Genomic DNA, 16,011 nt, shown 5'->3' on the forward strand with positions numbered 1-16,011 from the left:
AAAGCCTGCGTCGCCCCCGGGAGGATCAGCGGCTTTAGAGCACGAACCAACTCTTGCTCACATCGAAGGAGCCCTTGAGCTTGATCACCGCCTCGGCTGACGCATCGTTGTCGGTGTTGAGGTAGACGTACGTGTAGCTCGCAGTCTTTTCGAAGCGCACCTCGCCCGCCTTGCTAAAGGTCTTTGCGTCCCCGATGAAGGTGAACTTCTGGTCGCCTCGCCTCGTCGTGTTGGCATCGATGGCGCTCAGGTCGATCTTATCACCCTGCCGGCGCGAGAAGTCGGTGATGTAATCCGCCCTGGTCTTCGATGCGCTCGTCTCGCGGTCGTCGAACACGAAAGTGTCCCGCCCTGTGCCGCCAGTGAGCGTGTCCTGGCCTGTGCCGCCGCTCAGGCGATCATTGCCGGCATAGCCCGTGAGGCGGTCGTTGCCGCCGCCCCCGAGCAACACGTCGGCGGTGCCATCCCCGTTAAGGCTGTCGCGCCCGGCACTGCCTTCTAGCGTATCGGCCAAAGCAATGTTGCGTACCATGCTGCCGCTGGTGAGGTCGAGAGTGTGCGCCACGCTCCAAGTGAGCACACCCTCGATGAGAACAACGGTGGCAGCTTTGGTGCCGGAGCTACCATAGGCATGGCTGAAGGCGGCGCTGCCGCCCACCGGCGTCACGGTACTGCTGCTGCCGTCGCCCCAGAGCACGGTGGCGCTGGAGGCCGCACCGACGCCAAGCGTGGTCTCGATGTAACGGCCTTCTGCAATAGCAGCCGCGTTGGCGTGGTATAGCAAGTCAACCCGGAACAGATCATCGTTCCTGTTTGTGTCTCCGGGCACGAGCGTGCTTGCGCCACTCAAGAAGACAAGATAGCGCCCATCCGGGCTGAACTGAGCGGCCTCCGGAGTATAAGGAACTCCCGCTTCACGATCGACTGTTGCAATTCGCGTGACTGCCTCCGTGACGAGGTCTTTCATGAACAGATCATAGTCGTTGCCGTTGTCGTCGTTCCCCACCAGATTCGTTGCCGCGCTGATGAAAGTCACATAGCGACCGTCGGGGCTCAACTGAGCGGCCAGACTTTCGCCGTTCGCTTGGTTTTCATTTGCATCGATCGAAACGCGGCTGATGCCTCCGGTGAGCAGATCCTTGATGAAGATGTCACTCTGTCCGTTGGTGTCGCCTGCTACCAGGTCGGAGTCTGCGCTTGAAAACACGATGAAGCGTCCGTCACGGCTGAACTGCGCATCAAAACCGTTAATTGGCGTTCCATCAGAGGGCTTGGTGATGGCCTTCACCTCATCGGTCGCCAGATCCTTGAGAAGTAATTTAATCGTTCCGGCAGTTCCGCCGGCCAAGTTGCCTGAGTAACTCTCGAACAGAACATAACGGCCGTCGGGGCTGAAATGCGGATTGAAGTTACTGTCATTGGCTTGGGTCCCATCCTTCTTCGAGGACAATAGGGTCACTTCTCCGTTGACAAGGTCCTTGAGAAAAATGTCCCACTTACCATTGGCATCACCAGTAGTTAGATTGCTTGCAGCGCTGTCGAACACCACGTATCGCCCGTCAGGGCTGATCTCGGATTTGTCGCTGAAATTATTGCCTGGTACCTTGTCTATATTGCTGGAGATGAGGATAACTTCTTCTGTGATGAGATCCTTTCGGAAGATATTGCCGTTGCTTGTTGTCAATCCCGGGATGAGATTGGTGGCGTCGCTATAAAACACCACATAATGTCCATCCGAACTGAACCGCGCCATTTCACTGTTGGCGTTCGCTTGGACGCCGGCTGCGTTCGCCGACACAAGCCTGATCATGCCGGTTGCGAGATCCTTGATAAAGACATCGTTACCGCCGACATCGTCAGGAATGAGGTTCTCTGCGGCACTGCTAAAGAGAACATACCGTCCGTCGGGGCTGAGCTCACCGCCGTGAGTAGCCATACCGCCCGCATGTGGATACGTCGCCTGCGATCCATCGGCAGCAGTTGAGATCCGGGTGAGAATGTTAGCCGTTGTCGGGCGAAAAAAGGATTGGACGGCCAGAAACATGGTGGGACCTTCCACAATGAACATTGAGACGACGGGCGAGGATCTGTGCTCATCAAGAAGGAAGCGATTCCGTTAGGCACCGTGCGAACGGAGGGGAGATGCATCTTTCCGGTTAGTTCGGTGCCAGTTAAGTCAACGAAACCCGCTGTGGGCTGACAGCATCGCAATGTAGCCGCGGCAGCACGCGACTGGGACGCCGCTTAGAGAACAGCACGCGGAGTCCACATCGCGCTGGAGGAGAGATTTGATCCCGGCGGCTCGTGTCGCAGACGTGTTGCAACCGCTCGCAACATGGAAGAGACCGATTCTCAGACAACAAAAAACCCGCCAGTCACTGACAAAGCGGGCTAAATGAATGGTAGCGGAGGTCCGCTGCATTCGATAACCCACTATTCGGCATAGCCGTTAATCCGATTGCCAAAGGTGGAGCCATCAGAGCCGCCAACCTTCCTGCCACTTCAATCTCAAAACCCTGCCTTGGGGGATTTGGATACACTATTACACAATGCACTAACGATCTAAAGCTTTCTGCCAACTCGGTTTCCCCGTCGTCGACAAAGTTTCTTAAGGTCCCAGCTAGGTCTTCAACTTGGGCAAGGTATCTATTGGCCAGGTCCTCGCTCAATGAGGAGTCCCCCAATGCTCGCTCTGAGTTCCATAGCTCAGCCTGGATTTCGGCCTTCCGTGCTCTTAATCGATCAAGCTCAGCCTCGCCATCATCATCAGACAAGTGCCCATTAATGTAGAGTTTTTTGGTTCTCTCATATTGCTTATCGACCGCTTTTAATTCCTCATCCAGCGTATCTCTATTCGTGACCGCCTTCATAGAGAGGCGGCGTCTCTCATTGTTATATTGCTCGATGTAGGCCTTGATGAGGGTTCTATCGTAGAGATGGTGTTTGAAGCCGGATAGAACCGCCTCTTCGATCTCATTTAGATAAATGACCCTATTGTTCGAGCACGAGCCACTCTCTCGAAAAGCGGAACAATGGACCCGCCTCTTTCCAGTCTTGTCGCGATCATGCATCGATATCCCGCTTTGGCAGCATCCGCATTTCAGTTTGCCAGAGAGAAGATGACGCGGCGTTCTCGTCTCATGAGATTTCACTTTTGACTTGCCAGCCTTCCTTGTCTGGGCGGCTTGCCAAGTGTCCTCATCCACAATTCTCAGATGTTCTGCGGGCTTCCGAATCCATTCACTTCCAGGGTTCGGGCGCGATACACGTCGCCCAGTGCTGGGATTCTTGACCATCCGAACCTTGTTCCAGACGATCTGGCCAGCATAGAGTTCGTTGAGAAGAATACCACTTCCGCGTTCAGCATTGCCGTTAAGAGTCGAGGCGTTCCACTTGGTCCTCCTTGGAGGAGGAACCCCATCCCTGTTTAACTCGCCCGCTATCCTGCGCGGACTCTTTCCTTGGATGTAGCTCGCGAAAATGCGTCGTACGATAGCCGCTTCAGTTTCGTTAATTGTAAGAATACCAGGAGCGCCAGGCACTGTGTCATAGCCATATGCTCTACCCCCAGCATGACGGCCCTCACGAAGAACGCCCTCCATGCCGCGTCGCACCTTTTTAGCTGTCTCGTCCAATACCATTTGGTTTGAGACGCTCTGGATCATGAAATTTAAAGGATCGGCCTTTCCCGAATTTTTTGAGTAAAGCTCTACTCCGTAGAAATTGAACTCCTTAAGTAGGGTGTGAGAGTCAGCAATATCACGTGACAAACGATCAAGGGCTTCAACAACCACAACATCAAATGCACCTTTTTTGACGCCTGTCATCATTGCCGACAAACCCTCTCGCCCGTGCGTAGAGGCACCGGATTTGGCCTTGTCCTGGAAGATGCCAGTGACCACGAAGCCATTGTCTTCGCAGTATCGCTTACAAAGGGCGATTTGATCGTCACAGGACCTCTCGTTCTGAAGGTCTGTGGAGTATCTTGCATAAATGGCAGCCCGCTTCATGACGGCACCTCCAGCGTCTCAGCCCCTAGCCCAAATTTGCGATGATCACGACGTGCATTTGCAACGGCAAGTGTTTGGACGAAAATCTTTATGTCACTACCAATTTCCTCATGCGCCTCCCGTGATAGGAAGGCTTCATTTGAGGTCGTATTAGCACAGTAAACTGAATTAGATGAAAATATAGTTGTATTTGATAATAGATTCATTATTATATCTTTTATTAAAATTCGAATTTTTTATAATTGAAGAAAGCCTTTATAATTCTTTTCACCTGCTTTATCCTGTCATTGGGACTTGCGGCTTTTTCGGCTTCGTGAATCAGAATCTTTGCAAGATGCTCTCCAGTGATACCCATTTGGAAAAGCCCAATCGCCAATTTCCAAAGCTCCTGATCGCCCTTTCCCGGCAGAGCGCCGACTGTGCGCCAATGGCACAGGTAACGGGTGAGCAGGGCTTGTTGCTCTTCTGTGAGTTCAAGTTCAAGCTCAACATCAGCCCCAAGCTCAATGCTATTGGGCAGATGTTCGCTTAGGATCGAATGATTGATCCAATCTTCAACAATGAGCGGCTCTCTGAGGCCGCCTTTGTAGTCCCCGAAGAAGCTCGCCTTTTTGTCCCTCGCCTGACACGGTAAGAAGAACAAGTCCGAAGCCTTCAACTTCGAAAGATCAATGCCATGGGCAAGCAAACTCGGTTTTGACAGATCGCGCTTTGGCAATCGCCAACCGCTTTCGATGACATGCTTCAGGATTTGCCCGGTGATGTGCTGATAAACATCGGCTGTCATGACAACGGATGTTGGAATGTACGCCCTCCAGCGCGGGTCTTCGGCAGTACTGCTTGACGTATTGAAGGCAACTATCCTCAAGCGGGGAAACAGATCGGCAAAGTCCCCATGCGTAAGATTGCCGCCTTCGAAATCGAGCCAGATTCCCCTAGCAAACAAGACATTCTCAATTCCACGGTGGGTATCTACCCCCTCAACCGTTTGGAAGTAGGAGGGGCTGAGTAGCCGGTTTGCGGACTTCGGCAGATACGCCCGTTTATGAGCCTTCTTAAGAAGATTGATGAACTCCGATTGGCTCAATGAATGGATCGTGTGGAAACATTCAGTTGAGTATGTCCGGTCCCAAAGGCTTCCATGGAAACGCGAGACGAAATCAAGTCCTATCTTACTTAAAGAGTTTTCGTCGCTCTCTTCATGAGGACCAAACTCATTTTGAGAGCTTGATGCCCCCACTGGATTCAAGTGAGACAACTCTTGAAGCAACCGCTGTCGGGTTTCTTCCCGATGAGCCCGCTTCCTCTCAGCATCGGACCCGTGTTTTCGGGGGCGTCCAGGCTGTCCTTTAGGATCGCAAACTTCATCCAAACCAAGGGATTGAACGGTTGAACCCTGAAAGATGGCTGAAAGCCATTCCGCAGTTGTCTTATCGGGGACCACGAAGCAGACAGGCTGATCGCAGTTAGGATCGCGTATCGAGCAACGCATTGCGGCTTGATAGACAGAGTGCCGGTATGTCGCTGTTTTCACTGTTGCAGCGTCAATGCCTTTCCATTCCAGAAACCGGTAATGCTCACCCCTTGGATTGAGGGCAGACAAGACCAAGACATTCCGATGGCTCTGAAGTCCGTTTAGGCCGAAGGGAGCCCCTGATAGGCGATGAGACTCTTCCCTTGCCCCTATGAGCTTGGAAGAGACATCGTTATTCCCCATCCAGAGGAAATCCTCTGAACCAAACAACTCCTTGGCAGCGTTGATCAGCGCAACCAGGGCTTTTCTGTTGGCACGATTGAGAAAACTCTTCGTCCAGTCACCCTCGTAGCCAAAATGAATCTGGAGCCGCTCACCGCCGGCATGTTCCTGATACCGTAGGTTCTCCTCCAACTCCTGATCACGCTGGAACTCTACACCGTCACTGGACCAAAGCTGATAGAGCAGCGTCTCTTCAAATCGCGCACCGGCAATGGTGACCGATTTGAAGCCTTTGAAAATCTTTGGGCTCAGTACGAGGAAGACGCTTAGATTGCGATCTCTTCCTGTCAGCAAACGGCGATAACGCGCCTCGTGAACATAAGCCTTCCATTTTCCTGATATCAGCTTGCGAGCCAGTTCGGAGAAGGGCTGAATTGCAGCATCATATCCGATATTCTCTGCTACTTTGCGAAGAGCGTTTCGGTCTTGCAAAATGATCTGACTGTAGGTTGCCCCCCGCGTTGTAGTCTCGATAGAGCCGGTGATAGTTGAATGGCTCAAAGGAGCAGGAATCAGCTTATGGTCATGGGCTTGCGGCGCTTCATCGATCAGGACATGCCAATCTTGAGGACGATGGAAGTAAGCGAGCCTTTCAAACGATGCCCACGTGATGATTAGGACATGCGGTTCAGGGTACGGGTCTCGCAGGTAGGCGTGGATTGCTCCCTGTACACTCTGCTTTCTATTCCCGGCCTCTTTGCACCTATCTTCATGAAAGACCTCCACATGCACATGAGGAGTCTCCGAAGCAAAATCCGCGTAGGTTTGCTCGATTAACTGAATGGTCGGCTGCACAAATATGATGTTGCAGCCTTCATTTAATAATTCTCTAGCTTTCTTCCTTAGAGAGTGCGTTTTTCCTGCGCCACATGGAGCAGAACAGTAATTAATTTGCATAAAAGATTCTGAATTTTTTCATATGATTGAACGAAATCCAGCAAAAAATAGATTTTTACAGTGAGTAGGTGTGCTATTTAATATATGAAATAAAGTGCCATTGCCCCTTAATGGCCCGTTTCAATATTGATGAAAGCGCAAGAACTCCCATCTCAGTCAGGCGGCTTAAGACGCAAACATACGCGCCACATCCGCCTAGACTAAGCTATCAAATTATCAGATTTTGCTGGGGCTCTTTGATGGTAAGCGAAAAAGGCGCTTTGCCATCATCTTTATAACGTAACACGATATTCTTCCTCTGTCAACACATATTTTCAGATAGGAGTACAATTCCTTAGGCAACCTGCGGCCTCCGCAAGGCCGGGCTTGCTCAAAAACAGCCCACATTCGTAACAATGAAGTACGCTGTTGTTACCGGCTCGCCTGTTACAGATTCGATGTAACAATAGGATTGCAGGAAATAATTTTGTTACATATAAATCCAAGGGTCGCCCCTATTGTTACAGGACCGCCCTAAAAATGGCCGCTATCGGATATTGCCGGGTAAGCCACCTCTCTCAAGATTACGCATCCCAAGAAGCTAGGCTTCGGGCGCATGGCTGCGAGATCGTCCGCGCCGAGAAGGTAAGCGGTAAAAGCCGGGAGGGACGTGACGAACTGGCCTCCATCCTAGAGTTCATCCGTGAAGGTGATGAATTGGTCTGTGTCAGGCTGGATCGCCTTGGGCGAAGCACCCGTGACGTCCTCAATCTCGTTCATGAACTCCAAGCCAAAGGTGCCTCCCTAAGGATTTTAGAACCGGCTTTCAGCACGAATGAGGGCACCGGCATGATGCTGGTCACCGTGCTAGGCATGGTCGCCGAGATGGAAAGGCAATTTCTGGCTGAGCGTCAGAAGGTCGGCATCGAGGCCGCGAAAAAGCGGGGGGTCTATAAAGGGCGGAAAGCGTCAGTGCCCGTCAATCGAATCCAGGAGATGAAAGCGGCTGGCCACCGACCATCAGCCATCGCAAAGGAGCTTGGGATCAGCCGAATGAGCGTTCACCGCGCCTTGAAGAACCAGCAAGCCAACCTTGCCATCGATTACCTACCGGACACCCAATCCCTTAGCTGAGGCATTATAGCGATAATGGCGATTGGATATTCAAAGCAAAATTAGGCAAAATAAAAGCCCGACGAAATATCGGGCTTTCAACTTTTAATATAGAAAACTTAGAAAGCGTAAACTCGGCGCTGATCAAGGTCTTCGTGGCTAGCAGCCTCTTTCCTAGTCTCTTCTTCTATCGAATAAGGATCATGGGAGAGGAAACTCTCTACTTTCTCTGGATTAGCAACGAACTGCGCGTTCATTCTTTTTGCCATCCGATCCGCGACGGAGACGATTAATTGCATCTGCGCTTTTCTATCAGGACGTTGATCAGTCATGACAAGGCTCCCTGCCGTGGCTCGTATATGGTTTTCTTTAACTTTTTTTCTTATAAGCAGTTCCCTCGCCAAGCTTAGCTTCGCGAGATTAACCAAAGGTTACGCCCATCATGTCTGATATGCTTATGACGTCCAAATTCCCTGAATTGGTCTTTGGCATAGCCGGTCCAATCGGTGTTGACGTTGACGCTATTACAGACAGCCTGACAAACGCACTTAGGGCGGTACGCTACAATGCGCACACAATCAAGCTCACTACCGAGATGCTTGGTTTCCCAGCCACGGTGACGAAACCAACAGAAACAGACTTCTTTAGCGAAGTCTCATTCAAAATTGAGTACGCGAACGCACTTTGCGCCGAACAGCATGATGGGGCAACCTTCGCTCGGATCGGAATGCTCGCTATTAACAGGAAACGCGGCGAGTTAACCGGCAACCCTGAAACCGTTTCCGAGCAAACGGCATTTATCATCCGCCAGCTTAAGCGCCCTGACGAGGTGAACCTCCTTCGTAGGGTCTACGGGAAGCAGTTCATCCTTATTTCAGCTTATGGCTCCGCTGAACAGCGTAAGAAGCTCATTGAAATCAAACTTAAGCGTTCCCTTTCACCTCTAGCGCACTCGACTGAGATCTCTTGCAAGGCGGACATCCTCATCACAAGAGATGCCAGCGAAGAGGGCGAGGAGTATGGGCAGCAACTTCGAGAGACTTTTCCTCTTGCGGATGTCTTCATTGACGGCATTAGCAAGCAGGAAATGGACCTGAAGCTAAACCGCTTCATCGATGCATTCTTCGGCAGAACCGACATCGCGCCATCAAAGGACGAATATGGGATGTATGCAGCGAAGTCCGCTTCGTTGCGATCTTCAGATCTTTCACGACAAGTTGGAGCGGCGATCTTCTCCTGTGACGGGGAACTTATTACCCAAGGCTGCAACGAGGTTCCAAAGGCGTTTGGTGGCACTTATTGGGATCTTGAAGAGCCAGACTTTCGCGATGTGCGCATTGGACACGATCCTAATGAGGTGTTGAAAAAAGAACTTCTCAGAGACCTTTTTGAAAGACTGTCTCGTGCGGAGCTATTGTCTGATAAAGCTAGTAAGCTCGGCTCCCCCGCCGAAATAATTGAGGCGCTAACGCGCAAAGGTAAATCCGGCTCAAGTAGCAATGAAAACGGGGCTCTTGTTGGCGCTCTGGTGATGGACCTAACCGAATATGGGCGCGTGGTTCATGCTGAGATGTGCGCGATCTGTGACGCCGCCCGTCTAGGCCGAAGTCTCAAAGGGGCGACTCTCTACGGCACCACCTTCCCATGCCATAATTGCACGAAGCACATCCTCGCCGCTGGCATCAGGCGCGTGGTCTACATGGAGCCATACCCTAAGAGTCGCGCAAAGGATCTGCATGAGAATGAGATTGAGATCGAACAGGAAAGCCAGACCAGAGTATCGTTTGTGCCGTTCTTGGGCATCTCCCCATATCGCTATCGAGACATCTTCCAGAAAGGAAAGAGGAAGAATTCAGATGGAACGGCAAAGCGGTGGTATGCTGGAGAGCCACAGCCTTTGGTCGATGTTGTCGCTCCGTCATACATCGATCTTGAGTTGACGTCGATCATACCGTTCGTTGGCGCGATAGAAGGCAAACAGGACGGTCAAACTGCGCAGCCGAATGATCCTTCACAATCTGAAAAGACTGAACCTCCCTCTGACACTGCAAACGATAAAGAGCAAATACCTGCATAGACAGGTATGGAGGCAGATAGATCTAGATGGGTGCTTACGTGCTGAGCCTCTCGTTTAAACTAACAATAACTTTTTTCGGAATCTACGGTATGGGGTCGATGGCTCGCCAGAACCCTAAGATTGACGCGGCAATCGCTTTGATCGAAAGCGGGTATGGCTCATTCAACGACCGGCTTAAGAGAGCCAGCATCCAAGAGGGGCTCAACGGACTTAAGAAAGCCTACGGCTGGGCGGCGGTTACTGCTCTGGTCGCGTTCTTCATTTTTAGACGCAGCATCGAGGCGGATAAGCCATCACACCTCATTCTTTCTGTCGCCTTTCTTGCGAGTTTTTTCGGCTGGTTCTCAATCCGGTGGTCTACGGAGCACAAAAAAGAATTGGCTGAATTCAAGCCACTAATCATGGGGCTTTTCGGCCCGCTGGTTCTTGGGATAGTTGACCTTCTGTACGAAACGCATTGGGTCAATATCTTTGCGGACCCCTTTTACATTGCAGCGTCGGCGGGGGGATTTAATCTCCCTCGCATCGATAATCACGCCATACTCGGCGGCATTGTCTCAGCGATTTTCGCTGTCTCACTCGCTGTCATGTACCTTCTGACGTGGCTCCTAGTGGCTCCTATAGCCTTTGCATCCGTTGCGCTTATCGCCTTGCCGATTTGGTTCGCGAGATTGGTTGATCTTGTCGCACCAAAGAAAGCGTTTCCGGGCTTCGTCATAATTATCCTTATAGCCGCGACCTTATGGGATTGGGCATCGCAATGATGGCCCAGCGAACAAGCAATTGTGCCCTTCGCCAATGAAAGCATGAGCAACCCTTGTTGATGCCGGGTGCTCATGCCCTCTCAAAATCTATTTCAGCGGGAAAGGTGCAACGACCTTTGCAGCGTCTATAAGCTGGCCAGAAGCGTCCAGTGCTTCGACCGACCATTGGTAGCTGTGAACACCAGGAGGGCACGGACCCGTGTAGCGGAAGGCTGCCTTTGGCAACTGTGCTTGCCCCTTGTAAGCGACCTCTCCACCACCGTGGGGATAGTTCGGCGCATCTAAATCGATCATGTTGAGGCGCAGCTTGACGGCTTTCTTTGGAACATCTTTGAGCCTGAAAATTGGAGATTCAGTGTCAAAGCACTCTGAAGTTCCTTTCCAATCAACACTCACGCTCATCGCGTGTGCGCCTGTAGTGAGTCCGATAGCGAGGACTCCCGATATCAAAATGGCTTTCATGGTACCCCCATTAGGTTGCAGGAAAGCGGCAGGATTGCCGTGAACAAGACGTGCTGCGGCTTTACGCTTCAGCGGTCTGACTGATGAGCATTCGGCGTTCCATGACGCGCTCGCCGTTGATCATTCTTGAAGCCAGCCAGACGAAGAAGCCTAAGACGAGAAAGATAGGCCAGTTGCGGCGCACATCGTTTGCTGAGTCAAAATACAACCAACAGCCGCCTATCGCCGCGATGAGGATGGGAACAATCGCGGTCAACTTTAGGGCCACAATGAACAGGCCGGCTAGCAGTCCGTTATTCATGATCGTGCCGACAATCGTGATGAACACGCTTCTGAGGAAGAGAAGGGACGTGACGCAACACACGATGGTGGGAAATAGGTAGGTCGTCACCAGCATTGGGAACGTCACGTCACCCAGCTTCATGCCCTCCCCAAGCGGTGGGGTGATCGTAGCGAAGCCAATGCCAGCGACAATGATGGTAGCGATGGGGAAGAGAACGATTCCTGCCGTCCAAAGTAGGTCGCTCTTGTCGCTGAAAACTACAAACCGTGAACCGGCCCCCAATACGATAAGCAGGAAGATAGCGACCCCCGCTGGCCACAGGATCATGGAAAGACCGCTTGTCTCTGCTATGGCTGAAGTTTCCATGCCTTGCCCCCCAAACTTAAGATCAAGAAGTTTAACTTCTGTAATTGCATTTCATTAAAAGTCAAACTTCATGGCAAGACCGCGCTGTACCTCGCACTTTCAGGAGCATGGTCAGCGATCTTAAAACCCTTATCGGCACTCGAATTCGGATAGCACGTGAAGTGGCAGGGATGTCACGAGAGCAGTTGGCGGCCCTTATAAGCCGAACACCTGAAGCTCTCGGCAATATAGAGCGAGGAGCTAGCCTCGCACCCTTAGACACACTTGGCCTGATTGGAGGGGCACTGAGTATCCCTCTTTCCGACCTCGTAGGTGAGGAACCTCAAGCGAAGTCAAGAAGGGTGGAGATTGAGACACGAGCAATTGCGCTAATACGTACGCTGAATAATTCCGAGCTAGAGCTTGCTCTAGAGATAATTGAAGTTTTGAAGCGCAGAGCAACGAATGCTCGATGACTTATCTAACACACGGTGAGTAGACTTGTAGTCTGCCCCCATTTCTTGATCATTAAGCTGCCACAGGCCGAAAATTCCATAGTTCTATAAGTTTGAGAGCGGCCTCGAACGACGACACCTTCCCAAGAACATGAATTCCCTTCAACTCTGGCGTGTCATTGGCTTCAAACAGAAAATACCCATTAAAACCAAGGTGTTCGACACCGGACTCTTGTAGGGTTTGACGTGAAAGCGTAGCTATATGTACGCTCTGTCCAGGCCCAATTTCAACGCTTGCGAGTATCTCGTCCATGGCCCGTACCCCAACTATTCAACGGTCATCACCACGTATATCGGCAAACGATCTAGCGCAGTTCATGGTATCTTCGGACACAGCCAGATTGGCAATCGTCAGAAGGGCTAAAAATCCCATAAAACCACCAATTATTCGTTACCGAGACGTTCGGCAGCCGATCTGTATCTATTTAGCAGACTCCAACCGCCGCCTGAATCCTTTGCTGGCAACCGAAGAATTACTAGTTCAACGGGCGTCTGACAGTTCAGTATCGGCCCTGCGCCAAGATGATGCCCGTAACTCCATCGAAGTGCTCCATGCGATCCAGAGGATGTCCAACGTCCTTGGCAATTTCGATTTCTCGCCAGCACCTAATACGCAAGCAAAGCTGACGCTTGCAGGGGTTGAAGTATCTGTCCGCGCAGACCTGCTTGTTCTGGCCTCTAATCGAGGGAAGGAGCAGTTTGGAGCCGCCGTCTTGCGGATGACTCAAGATGACGCTGATACTGACATGGCTCGGAATCGACGCCGTGAAATGGGCCTCCACGTCGCAACCCTAGCGAGGCTACACGCGGACCAAAATCTGCCTTCAAACCGACAGGCAGCAAACCGCTTATGCATGTCCATCGACATCCAACACGGAGAGGTTTTTCAAGCGCCAGACTCGAATACACGACGAATGAACGACATAGAAAGTGCATGTCGGTTCATTGCCGCCTTATGGGAGGCCGCATAGTGGCTGCCCTATATTATTCCTTGGTACATTGGTCCCGAAAATTACCGTGACTCTCCATCTGTTCGGTAATGGAGCATTCGAGTTCTCAGCATGGCAAACGCCTTTCGAGAACTCTCATGTTTCAGTTCTTGAAGTTGCGTTTGGTCGAACTCGGCTCTGGTCAGAGGGCAGGGAGCCCTCCCCAAATCGACCTCTCTCAGAAGCAATTCACCCGGCGGAACTCGTCATACGAGTACATGTCCACGAAGAGGCTTCCACCTACCGGCTTAGCTTTAAGGAGGTGTCCGCCTTCCGTGTGCTCGATGAGCACGGCCTTATACAACTTTGGCAAAAGACGAAAGAACTCGGAGGGCGACCGGGGCAAACGACCTTCCGCGTGAGAAACCATCTCTGGTCGGAGGAGAGCCCCCTATCCTTCCTTGGAACTCAAGATGGCTGGTCCTTCGTGATCGCGACCGATGACGACTGCATTGAGATCGTTGCAAGAACACCGCCAGAGATTGAGCTTGAAGAGCCCTCTCCTCAATAAAGGTCTCTTTTTGAACGGGAACCACACCGTCCCACCACATTTCGGGATGCGTCGAGCCTAGCGGCGGGATTTCCCGCTCTTCACTCGGAAGGTGAACAAGGGTTCTGGGATAGTGGGTTTGAGGTGGTAGCGGAGGAGAGATTTGAACTCCCGACACAAGGATTATGATTCCTCTGCTCTGACCAACTGAGCTACTCCGCCCCAGGACCGGGAGTCACCCCGCATCAGGCTTGGGCGATATAGGGAAGGTTGCCCGCCGGTGTCAAGAATGACTGTGCGCGTCATTCAGGCAAAATCGGCATGAGCCCGCCGCCGTGCTTGTCGGAGAGCCCTCGCCCGGGCCTACCGCTACGCTCAAGCCCTCTTGCGCAGGCGCATGAGCTTGAAGAAGCCGAAGGGGAAGAGCGGGCGCAGTTCAACGACTTCCATGCGCCCCGTGGTCCGCGCCCAGGCCTCCACCCGTTCGGCCTTGAAGGCCGAGCTCCAGCCGATGGCCTTGACGAGGGGGGAGGCCAGTTCCTCAAACGCCGCGATGGGGCCGGAGGGCTGCCCGAAATGGTTGGCGAGAACGATTTCCCCGCCAGGCTTCAGCACGCGGGCGAACTCGGAGAGCGCCGCCTCGGGCTCGGGCACAAGGGTAATGATGAACTGGGCCGTGACCGCGTCGAACATTTCATCGGGAAAGCCGAGCCGGGTCGCATCCATGACCTGCAGGCTCTTGACGTGGCTAAGGCCCTTCTTCTCGACCTTGGCCTTGGCCCTGCGCAGCATGGCTTCCGACAGGTCGATTCCATAAACCTCAGCGGTCTTCGGGTAGTAGCCGAGGGCCAGGCCGGTTCCGACGCCGACCTCGAGGATGCGCGGCCCGCATGCCACGCAGGCCTCCACCGCCGCGCGGGCGGTCGGTGCGGTCAGCTTGTCGTAGACGACGTCGTAGATGGGGGCCCAGCGGGCATAGGCCTTTTGCATCAGGGCCGTGGTCGGTCCATCCGTCATGGAAATCCTTCGAAGGTCAGAACGTCTCAGGCTGCGGCAGGTGTAGCCTCGGCCTGGGAACGAGCGATTGTGCCGCCCCCGAGCACACGGGCCCGAGGATCATCGCTCTCATAGATGACACAAGCTTGACCGGGTGACACCCCGTCCTCTGCCGAAAACAGCTCGACAATCGCCCCTGCCGGGGTGACGCGCAGCAGGGCCGGACGCGGCTCGCGGGTGGAGCGGACGCGGACCGCGATCTCCATCCCGGCCTCGCCGATGGCCTCCAGGGGCTTGTCGCCCAGCCAGTTGATGTCGGTGATGCGGATCTGGCGGGTGGCGAGCGCCTCCTTCGGCCCCACCACGACGCGGGCCGAAGCGGCGTCGAGCCGCACCACGTAGAGCGGTTCGCCGACGGAAAGGCCGAGCCCTCGCCGCTGACCCACCGTGTAATGGATGATGCCCTCGTGCCGTCCGAGCACGCGCCCGTCCACATGCACGATCTCGCCGCCCTGCGCCGCGCCGGGCTTCAGGCGCTCGATGATATCGCTGTAGCGCCCCTGCGTGACGAAGCAGATGTCCTGGCTGTCCGCCTTGTCGGCGACGGTCAGGCCGAATTCGCGGGCAAGGGCGCGGGTGTCGTCCTTGGGCAGCTCGCCCAAGGGGAAGCGCAGCAGGTCGAGCTGCTCCGCCGTTGTGGCATAAAGGAAATAGCTCTGGTCCCGGTCGGGATCGGCGGCGCGGTGAAGCGCGCGGCGGCCATCGGGCAGGCGGCGGCTGGCGACATAATGGCCGGTCGCGAGGATGTCCGCGCCCAGATCCTTGGCCGTCTCCAGAAGATCCCGGAACTTGATCGAGCGGTTGCACTCGACGCACGGAATCGGCGTCTCGCCATTCAGGTAGCTCTGGGTGAAGCGGTCGATCACCGCCTCGCGGAAGCGGGCCTCGTAATCGAGCACGTAATGCGGAATGCCGATGGCCTCGGCGACGCGGCGGGCATCGTAGATGTCCTGGCCGGCGCAGCAGGCGCCCTTGCGATGAGCGGCTTCGCCCTGATCGTAAAGTTGCAGCGTGATGCCGAGCACGTCATAGCCTTCCCGCTTCAGCAGAGCGGCGACGACGGAGGAATCCACGCCGCCCGACATGGCGACGACGACCCGGGTCTGGGACGGGTCCTTGGGAAGACCGAGGGAGTTGAGCATCATTCCATCCGGAGGCGACGTTCAAGGCGGCGCACAGGAGGGGCCAAATCTGGTACGAACCTCTTTATAGCGATTGCGGCCACGATGTTCCAGATGTGGAGCCCGGCCCAAAAGGGCCTAAAATGGAGAATAA

At 53.6% G+C, this 16,011-nt stretch carries 12 protein-coding genes and 1 tRNA gene; 4 read left to right on the top strand and 9 right to left on the bottom strand.

The annotated features are described in order from the left end of the window. Positions 1 to 34: 34 nt before the first annotated feature. The 3 genes from DQW91_RS06585 to DQW91_RS06595 all read right to left on the bottom strand — a co-directional run bounded on the left by DQW91_RS06585 (position 35) and on the right by DQW91_RS06595 (position 6,663). Positions 35 to 2,044 (bottom strand): M10 family metallopeptidase C-terminal domain-containing protein, encoded by a 2,010-nt coding sequence (locus DQW91_RS06585; protein ID WP_157961358.1) that lies wholly within the window; start codon positions 2,042 to 2,044, stop codon positions 35 to 37. Positions 2,045 to 2,375: 331 nt separating this feature from the next. Beyond that, positions 2,376 to 4,010, bottom strand: coding sequence for a recombinase family protein (locus tag DQW91_RS06590; protein WP_112662784.1), 1,635 nt, complete (start codon positions 4,008 to 4,010; stop codon positions 2,376 to 2,378). Between the two features lie 220 nt (positions 4,011 to 4,230). Beyond that, positions 4,231 to 6,663, bottom strand: a complete 2,433-nt coding sequence (locus tag DQW91_RS06595) for a DEAD/DEAH box helicase family protein (RefSeq protein WP_112662785.1) — start codon at positions 6,661 to 6,663, stop codon at positions 4,231 to 4,233. Between the two features lie 519 nt (positions 6,664 to 7,182). On the opposite strand from DQW91_RS06595, the gene DQW91_RS06600 reads away from it, so the two are divergent. Beyond that, on the top strand, positions 7,183 to 7,776 hold the full coding sequence (locus DQW91_RS06600; RefSeq protein ID WP_112662786.1) for a recombinase family protein: 594 nt from the start codon (positions 7,183 to 7,185) through the stop codon (positions 7,774 to 7,776). A 98-nt stretch (positions 7,777 to 7,874) separates the two neighbouring features. On the opposite strand, the gene DQW91_RS06605 is transcribed toward DQW91_RS06600, so the two are convergent. Then, on the bottom strand, positions 7,875 to 8,087 hold the full coding sequence (locus tag DQW91_RS06605; RefSeq protein WP_157961359.1) for a hypothetical protein: 213 nt from the start codon (positions 8,085 to 8,087) through the stop codon (positions 7,875 to 7,877). Positions 8,088 to 8,197: 110 nt separating this feature from the next. On the opposite strand from DQW91_RS06605, the gene DQW91_RS06610 reads away from it, so the two are divergent. Further along, a complete protein-coding gene (locus DQW91_RS06610; protein WP_198411805.1) occupies positions 8,198 to 9,832 on the top strand; it encodes an anti-phage dCTP deaminase in 1,635 nt (544 codons plus the stop codon). A gap of 26 nt (positions 9,833 to 9,858) precedes the next feature. Beyond that, a complete protein-coding gene (locus DQW91_RS06615) occupies positions 9,859 to 10,596 on the top strand; it encodes a hypothetical protein (protein ID WP_112662788.1) in 738 nt (245 codons plus the stop codon). An 87-nt stretch (positions 10,597 to 10,683) separates the two neighbouring features. Here DQW91_RS06615 and DQW91_RS06620 read toward each other — a convergent pair whose 3' ends face one another. Next, positions 10,684 to 11,058, bottom strand: coding sequence for a YbhB/YbcL family Raf kinase inhibitor-like protein (locus DQW91_RS06620; protein ID WP_245410928.1), 375 nt, complete (start codon positions 11,056 to 11,058; stop codon positions 10,684 to 10,686). A 61-nt stretch (positions 11,059 to 11,119) separates the two neighbouring features. Continuing rightward, positions 11,120 to 11,707 carry a hypothetical protein gene (locus tag DQW91_RS06625; RefSeq protein WP_157961360.1) on the bottom strand — a complete coding sequence of 196 codons (588 nt, stop codon included), beginning with the start codon at positions 11,705 to 11,707 and terminating at the stop codon, positions 11,120 to 11,122. 107 nt (positions 11,708 to 11,814) lie between these two features. On the opposite strand from DQW91_RS06625, the gene DQW91_RS17345 reads away from it, so the two are divergent. Further along, positions 11,815 to 12,162 (top strand): helix-turn-helix domain-containing protein, encoded by a 348-nt coding sequence (locus DQW91_RS17345; protein ID WP_112662790.1) that lies wholly within the window; start codon positions 11,815 to 11,817, stop codon positions 12,160 to 12,162. A 1,663-nt stretch (positions 12,163 to 13,825) separates the two neighbouring features. Here the strand turns inward: DQW91_RS17345 and DQW91_RS06650 are convergent. The 3 genes from DQW91_RS06650 to mnmA all read right to left on the bottom strand — a co-directional run bounded on the left by DQW91_RS06650 (position 13,826) and on the right by mnmA (position 15,878). Next, positions 13,826 to 13,902: transfer RNA gene (locus DQW91_RS06650), tRNA-Met, on the bottom strand. A gap of 153 nt (positions 13,903 to 14,055) precedes the next feature. Then, on the bottom strand, positions 14,056 to 14,697 hold the full coding sequence (locus tag DQW91_RS06655) for a class I SAM-dependent methyltransferase (protein ID WP_112662794.1): 642 nt from the start codon (positions 14,695 to 14,697) through the stop codon (positions 14,056 to 14,058). A 26-nt stretch (positions 14,698 to 14,723) separates the two neighbouring features. Further along, positions 14,724 to 15,878 carry a tRNA 2-thiouridine(34) synthase MnmA gene (gene mnmA / locus DQW91_RS06660; protein WP_112662795.1) on the bottom strand — a complete coding sequence of 385 codons (1,155 nt, stop codon included), beginning with the start codon at positions 15,876 to 15,878 and terminating at the stop codon, positions 14,724 to 14,726. Positions 15,879 to 16,011: the final 133 nt, after the last annotated feature.

Source organism: Microvirga flavescens, from assembly GCF_003290125.1.
Taxonomy (GTDB): Bacteria; Pseudomonadota; Alphaproteobacteria; order Rhizobiales; family Beijerinckiaceae; genus Microvirga; species Microvirga flavescens.

Excerpts from the sequence above, each read along its gene's own strand:
- DQW91_RS06585 (WP_157961358.1), bottom strand. The coding sequence starts at position 2,044 with ATGTTTCTGGCCGTCCAATCCTTTTTTCGCCCGACAACGGCTAACATT.
- DQW91_RS06590 (WP_112662784.1), bottom strand. The coding sequence starts at position 4,010 with ATGAAGCGGGCTGCCATTTATGCAAGATACTCCACAGACCTTCAGAAC.
- DQW91_RS06595 (WP_112662785.1), bottom strand. The coding sequence starts at position 6,663 with ATGCAAATTAATTACTGTTCTGCTCCATGTGGCGCAGGAAAAACGCAC.
- DQW91_RS06600 (WP_112662786.1), top strand. The coding sequence starts at position 7,183 with ATGGCCGCTATCGGATATTGCCGGGTAAGCCACCTCTCTCAAGATTAC.
- DQW91_RS06605 (WP_157961359.1), bottom strand. The coding sequence starts at position 8,087 with ATGACTGATCAACGTCCTGATAGAAAAGCGCAGATGCAATTAATCGTC.
- DQW91_RS06610 (WP_198411805.1), top strand. The coding sequence starts at position 8,198 with ATGTCTGATATGCTTATGACGTCCAAATTCCCTGAATTGGTCTTTGGC.
- DQW91_RS06615 (WP_112662788.1), top strand. The coding sequence starts at position 9,859 with ATGGGTGCTTACGTGCTGAGCCTCTCGTTTAAACTAACAATAACTTTT.
- DQW91_RS06620 (WP_245410928.1), bottom strand. The coding sequence starts at position 11,058 with ATGAAAGCCATTTTGATATCGGGAGTCCTCGCTATCGGACTCACTACA.
- DQW91_RS06625 (WP_157961360.1), bottom strand. The coding sequence starts at position 11,707 with ATGGAAACTTCAGCCATAGCAGAGACAAGCGGTCTTTCCATGATCCTG.
- DQW91_RS17345 (WP_112662790.1), top strand. The coding sequence starts at position 11,815 with ATGGTCAGCGATCTTAAAACCCTTATCGGCACTCGAATTCGGATAGCA.
- DQW91_RS06655 (WP_112662794.1), bottom strand. The coding sequence starts at position 14,697 with ATGACGGATGGACCGACCACGGCCCTGATGCAAAAGGCCTATGCCCGC.
- mnmA (WP_112662795.1), bottom strand. The coding sequence starts at position 15,878 with ATGCTCAACTCCCTCGGTCTTCCCAAGGACCCGTCCCAGACCCGGGTC.